This is a genomic window from Apibacter sp. B3935 (assembly GCF_009827705.1).
GTDB lineage: Bacteria > Bacteroidota > Bacteroidia > Flavobacteriales > Weeksellaceae > Apibacter.
The window spans coordinates 80210-92276 of record NZ_WINL01000002.1 but is presented as its reverse complement, the minus strand read 5'-3'; the positions used below and the strand labels follow the sequence as shown (position 1 = coordinate 92276).

Genomic DNA, 12067 nt, shown 5'->3' with positions numbered 1-12067 from the left:
TCAAACTAAGCAGGGATCTGTTATTTTAATATTCTGATAATTTGCCATAAATTTTAATTTTTTAATAATTACATTTTTTCGACTAGTGAGTTATATCATATATAAGAGAAAAAAATATGTAGATTTATATTGTTAGATTTGTATATACAAAAAAAAAGAAATTAATTTATTTTAAATTATGGAAAACTTAATAAAATCACTAGAGAAACATGGAATCTCAGGTATTAAAGAAATTGTTCACAATCCAACCTATGAACAACTATATCAAGCGGAAATGGATCCTAAAAATGAGGGGTATGAAAAAGGAGAATTAACTACTTCAGGAGCCGTAGCCGTAAAAACAGGAGTTTTCACCGGACGTTCGCCAAAAGACCGATATATTGTAAAAGATTCAGTAACCGAAAATACTATATGGTGGGATGGTAAAATTAATGTACCAACAACTCCACAAACTTTCGATAATCTAAAAGGTTTAGTAGCTAAACAACTTTCTAATAAAAAATTGTACGTGGTTGATACTTATTGTGGAACCAATAAAGATACAAGAATGAAAGTCAGATTTGTTATGGAAGTAGCATGGCAGGCACATTTTGTTACCAATATGTTTATACGTCCATCTCAATACGAACTTGAACACTATGGAGAGCCTGATTTCTTTATTATGAACGGATCTAAGGTTACCAATCCAAACTGGAAAGAACAAGGGCTTAATTCAGAAAACTTTGTTATGTTTAACCTTACCCAAAAAGTACAAATTATTGGAGGAACTTGGTATGGAGGAGAGATGAAAAAAGGAATGTTCTCCATGATGAATTACTATTTACCTTTAAAAGGAATGGCCTCTATGCACTGTTCAGCAAACGTTGGAGAAGCCGGAGATGTAGCCATTTACTTTGGTTTATCAGGTACAGGAAAAACTACTCTATCTGCTGATCCGAAACGTTATCTAATCGGTGATGATGAACACGGATGGGATGATAATGGAGTATTTAACTATGAAGGAGGTTGCTACGCAAAAGTAATTGACCTTTCCAAGGAAAAAGAACCGGATATTTGGAGAGCTATCAGACGAGATGCTTTATTAGAAAATGTTGTTGTAAAATCAAATGGAGAAGTAGATTTTAAAGATAAATCTATTACAGAAAACACCCGTGTATCTTATCCTATTTACTATATCAATAAGATTGTTCTTCCTTCTAAAGCCGGACATGCTAAAAAAATAATTTATTTATCAGCAGATGCTTTTGGAGTATTGCCTCCGGTTTCTATTTTAGATGAAGAACAAGCACAATATCACTTCCTATGTGGATATACTTCCAAATTAGCAGGAACTGAAAGAGGAATTACAGAACCTTTACCATCTTTCTCACCGGCTTTTGGTGAAGCATTTCTTTCGTTACACCCAACCATGTATTCAAAAACATTGGTTTCTAAAATGAAAAAACATGGAGCTAAAGCATATTTAGTAAATACCGGATGGAACGGAACAGGAAAACGTATATCTTTAAAAGATACTCGTGCTATTGTAGATGCTATAATTGATGGATCTATTGAGAAAGCAGCTACTAATACAATCCCATATTTAAATCTGACTTTCCCTACTAAATTACCAAACGTATCCGATATATTAGACCCAAGAACTACTTATTCTAATGTATCAGAATGGGAAACAAAAGCTAAAGACTTAGCAGCTAAATATATTGCAAATTTTAAACAATATACGGATACTGAAGAAGGTAAAAAATTAGTAGCAGCAGGACCGAAATTATAAATAACAAAAATAATCACATTATTAAATTCTCTGATTAGTTAAAATCAGAGAATTTTTTTTGAATTAAAATTGTTAACATTAGAAATTTAAAAACGTTGAAATTTGATTTAACTTCAAAATCACTATATAGAAATTTAATGAATAATTCCTAACTTTGACTTCGTATGAAAGATTTATTTGCAGATTTAAACGAAGTTCAAAAACAGGCAGTTAGTACAACAGAAGGCTCCTTAATGATAATAGCAGGTGCAGGTTCAGGTAAGACCAGGGTTTTAACTTACAGAATTGCTCATTTAATAGATAAAGGAGTAGATTCCTTTAATATTCTTGCGCTTACATTTACGAATAAAGCAGCACGAGAAATGAAAGAAAGAATAGCTGCATTAATTGGAGGAACTGAAGCTAAAAATTTATGGATGGGAACATTTCATTCCGTTTTTGCGAGAATTTTACGTGCAGAAGCAAATAAATTAGGGTTTCCTTCTAATTTTACTATTTATGATCAACAGGATTGTCTTAATGTTATAAAAAAAATAATAAATGAACTACAGCTTGATACTGATATATATAAACCCAAGCAAGTTTTAGGACGCATATCAAGTTACAAAAATAATTTAATCACGGTTCGGGCATATTTTAATAAACCGGAATTAATTGAAGCAGATACTGCCGCTATGCGACCAAAAATTGGTCACATATATCAAGCCTATGTAGATCGTTGTTTCAAATCGGGAGCGATGGATTTTGATGACCTTTTGCTTCGAACCAATGAATTGCTTACCCGTTTTCCGGAATCCTTAGCCAAATACCAAGACCGTTTTCGCTATATTATGGTCGATGAGTATCAAGATACGAATCATTCACAATATTTAATTGTAAAAGCACTTGCATCCAGATTTGAAAATATATGTGTAGTTGGAGATGATGCACAATCTATATATGCATTTAGGGGAGCAAATATTAGAAATATCCTAAATTTCAAAAAAGATTATCCGGATGCAAAAATAATTCCATTGGAACAAAATTATCGATCCACACAAATTATTGTGGAAGCAGCGAATGAGGTGATTGCCAAAAATAGGGATCAACTTGAAAAAAATGTATGGACGCAAAATCCTTCAGGAGATAAAATTCCTGTTTATAGAGCTCTCTCGGATGCGGATGAAGCAAATTATGTAGCATCAGAGATATTTTCATTGAAAATGTCTCAACAGAAAAAAAATAAAAATTTTGCCGTACTTTATCGCACCAATGCCCAATCAAGAGCTATAGAAGAAGCCTTACGAAAGAAAAATATATCGTATAAAGTATTTGGAGGACTTTCTTTTTATCAAAGAAAAGAAATTAAGGATCTCTTGGCTTATTTAAGAATATTAGTGAATCCAAAAGATCAGGAGGCCCTATTAAGAATTATAAATTATCCTGCAAGAGGTATAGGAGATACAACTGTAAACAAGCTAATTGTAGGAGCAGATCAACAGCAAAAGTCTTTGGATGAAATTCTGGAACAGATTGAGTTTTTAGGAAATTCTTTAGGTTTAAACAAACCAACCATTGATAAATTAGTCAACTTTTGGACTATGATTAAAAGTTTTCAAGTTTTACTGAAGACGGAAGACGTATATGAAGTTGCCATGAAAGTTGCCGTTACCTCAGGAATTCTAAAAACATTAAAAGAAGACGACACACCAGAAGGAATTTCAAGAGTAGAAAATATACAAGAATTATTAAACAGTTTACAAGGATTTGTAGATGAACAAAGACAGCTGGATGATGGGGATCCAAGTTTAAATTTTTTCCTGGAAAATATAGCTTTGGCTTCAGATTTAGATTCAGGTGAAGAAGACGATGATAAAGTTTCATTAATGACGATCCATTTAGCCAAAGGGTTGGAATTTCCGGTGGTTTTTATAGTTGGTTTAGAAGAAAATTTATTTCCTTCTCAAATGTCATTAAACACCCGTCAGGAATTAGAAGAAGAAAGAAGATTATTTTATGTAGCATTAACAAGAGCTGAAGAAAAAGCCTATTTCACGTATGCCACCACACGTTTCAGATGGGGTAAAATAGTGGATGGAGAGCCGAGTAGATTTTTGGAGGAAATCAGTGAAAAGCATTTGGAAGTTTTGAATATCAGTTTTACGAATTCGATAAGAAATAATTCGGGATTGAACTCGGATATCTTTTCCGATGATTTCGCACCTAGATATCCTAAAGGACCCAATCCTATTTATCAGAAGTCGAAAGATCCGATCAAATCACCGCAAAACTTAAAGCCTATATCTAATGCAAAATTAGCTAATCCGGTAGGTGGTTCGGTTGCCAACTTAAAAATAGGAGATCATGTCTTGCATGACCGTTTCGGTAAAGGTACAGTAGTATCTATTGAAGGAGATACCGAAAATGCTAAAGCACTTATAAATTTTGAAAATGAGGGAGATAAAAAATTATTGTTAAAATTTGCTAAACTCAAGGTTTTAGAATAAATAACTATTTTCAAAAATATATTTAATCTTTTTGCAAAAAAAATTCACACCATAAAGAAAGAAAAATTAATAATAATATGTAGTTAATGAAAACGGTTGATAAAACCGTTTTTTTTTGTTTAATCGTTTTGAATTATTTTCACTCTATTTAGAGTTGCGGATTTCAATAAAATATCTATGAATGTTGACTTACCTAATTTTAAAACCTAATATCTAAATAATTCAAATTATCTATTCTTATGTCTTTATAAAAAATTAAAAATGAAATATCTAGTATAAAAATGGGTAAGATTGTAAAAATTATTTTTTTAATTTTTAAAGGAAATTGAAAAATTGATTTATTTAAACGTTAAAATTTTATATTACTAACAAAAATCATATAATTTTTACTAATTACTATAATATTATGTTTTATTATTATAATCAATATAATATTTGTTATATGTATTTTAATATGTTAATTATACTGTTAATATTTTTTTATATACAAAATGTTAAAATTTAAAAGTGAAAATAATATTGGATAATAATTTGTAATTTGGCATAGTAATAGCTATATTGCATATAAATATTATAATATGAGGAATATTTATACTATATTAAAATCAATCAATTGATTTGATGTAAAGGTTTATTAAACACTCAAAAAAAACTTTATTAACACTTAAAGAGCAATTCAAATGAGCAACGAGAAGTTGACTACTACTGCTGGAAATCCGATAGCTAATAATCAAAAATCATTGACGGCAGGCTTAAGAGGTCCGGTTCTAATACAAGATTATCAACTAATTGAAAAATTAGCCAATCAAAATAGAGAACGTATACCGGAGCGAGTAGTTCACGCTAAAGGTTGGGGGGCTTTCGGGACCTTTACGGTGACTCATGACATTACCCGCTACACACGGGCAAAAATCTTTTCAGAAATCGGGAAAAAGACCAGAATGTTGGCACGTTTTTCTGTGGTTGCAGGTGAATCTGGAGCATCAGACTTAGATAGGGATGTTAGAGGTTTCGCACTGAAATTTTATACAGAAGAAGGAAATTGGGATATGGTTGGAAATAATACACCGGTATTCTTTATTAGAGACGGTTATAAATTTCCTGATTTTATACACACACAAAAAAGACACCCTAAAACAAATTTAAGATCAAGTGAAGCCATGTGGGACTTCTGGTCATTGACTCCGGAAAGCTTACATCAAGTAACCATATTGATGTCAGACCGAGGTATACCTAAAAGCCCGATGCATATGCATGGATTCAGTTCACATACTTTTTCGTTTTGGAATAATAATGGAGAACGTTTTTGGTTTAAACTTCATTTCAAAACTCAACAAGAGATACAAAACTTAACCAATCAAGAAGCACAAGATATTACCGGTAAAACCAGAGAATATTATCAAGAACAATTATTCGGGGCAATCGAAAAAGGAGATTTTCCCAGATGGACCGTTTATGCTCAAATCATGCCGGAAGAAGATGCCTTAAAAACTCCTTATAATCCTTTTGATTTAACAAAAGTATGGCCTCATTCAGACTATCCTTTAATTGAAATTGGAGTTATGGAATTAAATGAAAATCCGAGCAATTATTTTCAATACATTGAAAATGCAGCATTTTCACCATCTAATATAGTTCCCGGAATATCCTTTTCACCGGACAAAGTTTTACAAGCCAGAATTTTCTCTTATGCTGATGCGCACCGTTATAGATTAGGAACTCATTATGAGTTTTTACCAGCAAATCATCCTTTATCAGAGAACAATCCCTATTATAAAGACGGACAAATGCGTTTTTTTGAAAATTTAAACGAAAATCCGGATGCCTATTATGAGCCAAATTCTAAAAATGGACCGGTTGAAGATCGCTCGTTTCAAGAACCGCCTTATAAAATCCATGGTGATATAAATCGTTTTGAGGAAAATGATACTTATGGTGATTTTAAGCAACCCGGAGACTTATTTAGATTATTTACGGAAGAAGAAAAACAGAGACTTTTTAATAATATCAAAGATGCTATGCAAGGTGTATCCAGAGAAATAATTGAAAGACAATTAAGATTATTTGATCAAGCAGATCCTGAATACGGAAATGGTGTTAGAAAAGCACTTGGAATTTAAAAAAATACACTAAAAATTAATATTCACTAATAAACTTTTACTCTGCCGAAATACTATTCGGCAGATTTTTTTTAATATTTTTTATATGGGAAATCCAGAAGTATTATTTCAAGCAATAAGAGATAACAATTTAGATCTTGTAACTGAAATTTTGAAAAAAGATTTATCTCTATTAACCTATAAAGACAGACGCGGTTATAATCCTTTACTTTTAGCTACTTATTATGGTCATGAGGAAATCGTTGATTATTTATTGGAATTTGATTCTAGGGTAGATGAAAAAGATGCTTCGGGTAATACCGCATTAATGGGAGTATGTTTTAAAGGGTTTGATACCATTGCTGATAAATTAATAAATGCAGGCGCAAACGTTAATGAAACTAATTATAGCGGAGCTACTGCACTAATATATGCTGCTTCATTTAATCGTCCTTCCATTGTTAAATTATTATTAGAAAGTGGAGCAGATCCATCGATCGCAGATTTAAGAGGGAATACCCCTGCTATTCATGCAAAAATTCAAGGTTTAAAAGAAATATCCGCTTTATTGGAAAAGATATATTAACTTTATAAATTCAATATATTTATTTTTACTTGTATATCGTTATAATTATTTTATGACGATATGCACTTGTTCATAGAGTTTACAGATAAAAATACAATATATAAAATGAGATATTAAAGTTAGTCGGAAGATAAAGATGGAAGAGAAATTAATTAAGATTTTAAATAATAGAGAAGAGCGTAATTTTTTACTGAGTTTACTAAAATATGGTAGAAAAAATTTTGATAACTCTATTGATTTTATAGACTATATTACCAACTTATTACATACTAATGATTCTATAAAAGAAAAATTTATCGGGCGTCTTATTCCTTTATTCAGGAATATATACATGCAGAAATTTTTAACGGATTTTGGAATATTTACTAATGATAAACTGATATCATTATTTTTCAGACAAATAGGTAACAAAATTTTACCTCAAATTTCTGATGACCAAACGCTGCTCTCATTAGCTAATGAAGTTCTTTATTCTAATGTAAACCATAATTTCATGAAATTGATTCCGCTGGACCGATGGGAAAAATTTTATGAAGTTTTATTTAACGATGATGTAATTATTTGTAATAGGGGATATGTAATTAAACAAATCAGAGAAGGAGCACTCATATTAATTGATAGGGTTATAGGAGGAGCTGCGGATACTGAAGTTTTTAAAATGAGTTACATAAGAAATATTGAAGAAAACCCATTTCAAAAATTAACCAGCAGTCTTATAAAGATATTACAAGATCATGAAATTATAAATCAAGAAAAAATAGATACTTTATCCGATCAAATCAAATTATGTAAAATTTACTTAGATAATATCATTGATCAAAAAGAAAGTAAAGGTATATCTTTACCGATTACGATTAAAGTAACCTGTTTAAGACAACAATTGGATCGTATACTTATACTTTTAAATGCTCTTTATCTACTGGATAATAAATCTTTATCCCTTGCAATGGCTAACATTACTAAAAAATTATTGGGTATATACTCAACAAAAAGTAGTGTTACGAACTCATTTCAAAGTACACTTTATGTAGTCGCTTCTTTAGTTACATGGCACAATAGACAAGCGGGTAAAAAATACATAACCAATACATCAAAAGAATACATCCAAATGCTTTATTCTGCAATGGGAGGAGGTTTTTTGGTGGCTATCTTGTGTTTTATAAAAGCTCAAATAGGTATGCGTACGTATACGCCTTTTATCCAAGCCTTATTGTACAGTCTAAATTATTCCTGGGGATTTGTTTCTATATACTTAATCCATTGGACTTTAGCAACCAAGCAACCCGCCATGACAGCGGCTACATTGGCTCATGCTTTAAATCAAGATGAAAAATCTGCCAATGATTATACAGAGTTTGGATTGTTATTTTCAAGAATATTCAGAAGCCAGTTTATCGCTTTTATTGGTAATGTTTTTGCAGCTTTTATTGTTGGCGTTGGATTATATTACTTTTTGTCGTATTTTACTGGAATTCAGCTATTAAACTTACATAAAGCAACCGATTTTAGAGATGAAGTGGTTCATCTTGATTTTAAAATTTTTTGGTTTGCTTCCATTGCCGGTCTATTTTTGTTTATATCCGGTTTAATATCAGGAATCACAGAAAATTATACCCGTTATCACAATATACCGGAAAGGCTTTATAATCATCCTTTACTAAAACGTTTTGTCAAAGAAAAAAGAAGAAGGAGTTGGGCCAATTGGTATAATAAAAAAATAGGAGGTATTTCGGGAAATGTTTTTTTAGGTTTTTGTTTGGGGAGCGCATTTCTGATCGGTAATTTTTTAGGCGTACCTTTCGATATTCGCCATATTACATTTTCAGGAGGTAATTATGCAATGGCCTTATCATTTTTTAACTTTGATATTTCATGCGGAGACTTTATTTTAGGATTTGTTGGGATTTTCGGGATAGGATTATTTAACTTTCTGGTAAGCTTTTCGTTATCATTATGGGTTGCTATGAAATCCGTTAATGTGCCGACTAAAGAAATGGGAAAAATACTTTATTCAGCATTAAAATTATTTATAAAAAATCCGGCTCGTTTTTTCTTACCAATAGAATAAAAAAACAACTTTCAGTGATCTTCCGAAAGTTGTTTTTAAAATCCATTATCTCTTAGGATTTATTTTATAATACTTATTTTCTTGGAAATTTTTTTACCGTCATCTAATTGAAAATGTATAAAATATATTCCCGGTTGGGAAATATAAAAGCTATCACTAGTCAATCCGTTAATAGTTTTAGATTGAATAATCTGTCCCAAATTAGTAAAAATGGTAATTTGTGTAGTATTTGAAGGAAAATCACAAGTAAATTTATATTTAGCCGGATTGGGATATATTTTTACGCTTTTTTTATTTAAATCATCATTTTCATCAATAATTTTTTCTGAAAGAGCACGATAAGCATTGATTCTTCCATATCCGTAATACTTATCCCAACCGGGTGTATCTTCTAGAGGATTACCCATTTGGTCGTCAGCTGTATTTTCAATAATAGCTTTAATATCGGCAGGAGTTCTGCGTGAATCTTGAGCCAAAAGTAGAGAAGCCAATCCTGCTACATGAGGAGTAGCCTGTGAAGTGCCACTTAAGCAATTATTTAGATTAAATATTGAATTATCATGTATACTGCAAATAACATCTCCGGGAGCTACAACAGAAATATGATTTCCATAATTACTTCCGGTATTCCATGTGCGAAAAAAAGGTTTAGAACGATTAGATTCAGCATTTATAGCTCCAACCGCAATAACACCGGGATAGGCTGCGGGATAGTTTTCTTGAATGCTATTATCATTTCCCATAGCTGCTACTACGACTACATTATTTTTTATGGCTTTTTCAATCGCCGCGCTCATTAATTGGGAATAATTTCTACTTCCCAATGACAAATTTATTACTTTTGCGCCATTATCAACGGCGTAATGTATTGCATTGGCAATAGCAGTTGTATACCCGGAACCGTCGTTATCCAAAGTTTTTAGAATCATAAGCTTACAATACCAATCAATTCCGGCAAATCCCATACCATCATTAGCATTTGCTGCGATAATACCCGCAATATTGGTTGCATGGTCATTGGTGGAAGATAAGTCGTTTGGGTTTTGATTCTCGATAAAATTCTTACCTATATTAGACCAGAATCGGTTTTTAAGTTCCGGATGATTTACATTTAATCCTGTATCAATTATTGCCACAATTATAGAATCGCTCCCTTTTTCAATTTCCCAGGCTTTTTCCATATTTATATCCGCACCTATTTTGGAAGGATAATTATTTATAGCGGTTGAAATCGATCCATCATTATGTAATCCCCATTGATATTTATAATACGGATCATTTGGGCGAACAGTTGTAGATTGAACTTGAGTAGTGTAAATATAGTCCGGTTCGGCGTATTCAATTTCTCCGGTTTTATAATATTCTTCAATAATTTTTTTTAAATCAGAATGTTCCGGGAATTCTACGGTGTAAATGGTATTATGGTCTTTTTCGCTCAGTACGATTTTCTCTGCTTTACTCGACGAAAATAATCTATTTATGCCGGATTCTTTATTCGCGCGATTCAATTCTCCATGAGAACTATCTTTCAGCTTAACAATAATTTTGTTACCTGTTTGAGCATTTATAAAAAGTAGAGAAAAAAGGTAAAAAAGAACAGCATATTTTTTTTTCATACGGAGTGAATTTTAATTTTTACTTTATATTTTGAGAAATCTCTATTATTACTTGAGTTGCTTTAATCATAGATTCTAAAGGTACAAATTCATAAGGTCCGTGAAAATTAAGACCTCCGGCAAATATATTCGGACAAGGCAATCCCATATAGGAAAGTTTAGAACCATCCGTGCCTCCTCTGATTGCTTTAATGTTAGGGGTAACTCCAACCTTTTCCATTGCGGTTTTTGCAATGTCAATGATGTACATTTTATCTTCAATTTTTTCCTTCATATTGAAATATTGATCTTCAATTTCAATATTAAAAGTTCCCTCGCCATATTTGGAATTAAGTTTCGTGCTAACATCCTTCATAAAGGCTTTTCTTGATTCATATTTTTTAAAGTCATGATCACGAATGATATATTGCAATTGAGCTTTTTCCACGTTACCGGTAATTTTTGTCAAATGATAAAATCCTTCATAGCCATCGGTATTTGCCGGTGTTTCATCTGAAGGCATGGCACTTGCAAATTCAACAGCCAGTAAGCACGCGTTAATCATTTTTCCTTTTGCAGATCCGGGATGAACACTTTTACCGGTAATTGATATGACAGCTCCTCCGGCATTAAAATTTTCAAATTCCAGTTCACCAACTTCACCGCCATCTACAGTATACGCCCATTTAGCACCAAATTTTTTTACATCGAACAAATCGGCACCCTTTCCAACTTCTTCATCGGGAGTAAATCCAATGGCTATTCTTCCATGTTTAATTTCGGGATGCTGTAATAAATATTCCGCAGCGGTTACTATTTCTGCAATTCCGGCTTTATCGTCAGCTCCTAGTAAGGTGGTTCCATCGGTAGTAATCAAAGTTTCTCCCATGTGATCTTTAAGCTCAGGAAATTCAGAAACTTTTAATGTAAAACCGGTGACTTTATTTAAAAGTAAATCATTACCATCATAATTCTTCCAAATTTTAGGTTTTACGTTTTCTCCTGAAAAATCAGGTGAAGTATCATAATGAGATATAAATCCCACGGTTGGTAATTCTTGAGAACTGTTTGAAGGAATAAAACCCATAACATAACCGTTTTCATCAATGGAAACATTTTCCAATCCTATGGATTTTAATTCATTGAAAATGTAGTTGGCTATATTCCATTGTCTTTCAGTACTGGGTATTTTTTCTATACCTGCTTCGCTGGTAGAATGAAAGCTAACATATTTTAAAAAACGATTAAGAAGTTTATCTTCCCATTGTGAGGTTAAATTTGTTGACATTATTTAATAGATAGTGATAATTTCATCAAATTTATAAAAAAATATATTTGTTATTAAAAGATTTAATAAATGATATAGATGAACACTTAAACTTTTTATTGAGTCTAATGGAATTAAATCATTTAATTAGTTATATTTTTAATTAAAATCATTGGATTTTAATTTGAATGAAAA

7 protein-coding genes are annotated in these 12067 nt (G+C 31.6%); 5 read left to right on the top strand and 2 right to left on the bottom strand.

Going from position 1 to position 12067, the window contains the following annotated elements; genetic code table 11:
- Positions 1 to 178 precede the first annotated feature (178 nt).
- From pckA to GFV00_RS03310, 5 genes are all read left to right on the top strand, one after another.
- Positions 179 to 1771: a phosphoenolpyruvate carboxykinase (ATP) gene (gene pckA / locus GFV00_RS03330; protein ID WP_160557226.1), complete on the top strand. Its 1593-nt coding sequence runs from the start codon at positions 179 to 181 to the stop codon at positions 1769 to 1771.
- A 164-nt stretch (positions 1772 to 1935) separates the two neighbouring features.
- Positions 1936 to 4257 carry an ATP-dependent helicase gene (locus GFV00_RS03325; RefSeq protein ID WP_160557227.1) on the top strand — a complete coding sequence of 774 codons (2322 nt, stop codon included), beginning with the start codon at positions 1936 to 1938 and terminating at the stop codon, positions 4255 to 4257.
- A gap of 680 nt (positions 4258 to 4937) precedes the next feature.
- Positions 4938 to 6377, top strand: a complete 1440-nt coding sequence (locus GFV00_RS03320) for a catalase (protein WP_160557228.1) — start codon at positions 4938 to 4940, stop codon at positions 6375 to 6377.
- An 85-nt stretch (positions 6378 to 6462) separates the two neighbouring features.
- Positions 6463 to 6942, top strand: a complete 480-nt coding sequence (locus GFV00_RS03315; protein ID WP_105297932.1) for an ankyrin repeat domain-containing protein — start codon at positions 6463 to 6465, stop codon at positions 6940 to 6942.
- 136 nt (positions 6943 to 7078) lie between these two features.
- Entirely contained in the window at positions 7079 to 9010 is a 1932-nt protein-coding gene (locus GFV00_RS03310) for a site-specific recombinase (RefSeq protein ID WP_160557229.1), read from the top strand.
- A 59-nt stretch (positions 9011 to 9069) separates the two neighbouring features.
- Here the strand turns inward: GFV00_RS03310 and GFV00_RS03305 are convergent, their stop codons facing one another.
- Positions 9070 to 10626, bottom strand: a complete 1557-nt coding sequence (locus tag GFV00_RS03305) for a S8 family serine peptidase (RefSeq protein WP_160557230.1) — start codon at positions 10624 to 10626, stop codon at positions 9070 to 9072.
- Between the two features lie 19 nt (positions 10627 to 10645).
- Positions 10646 to 11893, bottom strand: a complete 1248-nt coding sequence (pepT, locus tag GFV00_RS03300) for a peptidase T (protein ID WP_160557231.1) — start codon at positions 11891 to 11893, stop codon at positions 10646 to 10648.
- Positions 11894 to 12067 lie beyond the last annotated feature (174 nt).

Bases quoted from the DNA above. Each gene is read 5' to 3' on its own strand.
- pckA (WP_160557226.1), top strand. From the start codon at position 179: ATGGAAAACTTAATAAAATCACTAGAGAAACATGGAATCTCAGGTATT.
- GFV00_RS03325 (WP_160557227.1), top strand. From the start codon at position 1,936: ATGAAAGATTTATTTGCAGATTTAAACGAAGTTCAAAAACAGGCAGTT.
- GFV00_RS03320 (WP_160557228.1), top strand. From the start codon at position 4,938: ATGAGCAACGAGAAGTTGACTACTACTGCTGGAAATCCGATAGCTAAT.
- GFV00_RS03315 (WP_105297932.1), top strand. From the start codon at position 6,463: ATGGGAAATCCAGAAGTATTATTTCAAGCAATAAGAGATAACAATTTA.
- GFV00_RS03310 (WP_160557229.1), top strand. From the start codon at position 7,079: ATGGAAGAGAAATTAATTAAGATTTTAAATAATAGAGAAGAGCGTAAT.
- GFV00_RS03305 (WP_160557230.1), bottom strand. From the start codon at position 10,626: ATGAAAAAAAAATATGCTGTTCTTTTTTACCTTTTTTCTCTACTTTTT.
- pepT (WP_160557231.1), bottom strand. From the start codon at position 11,893: ATGTCAACAAATTTAACCTCACAATGGGAAGATAAACTTCTTAATCGT.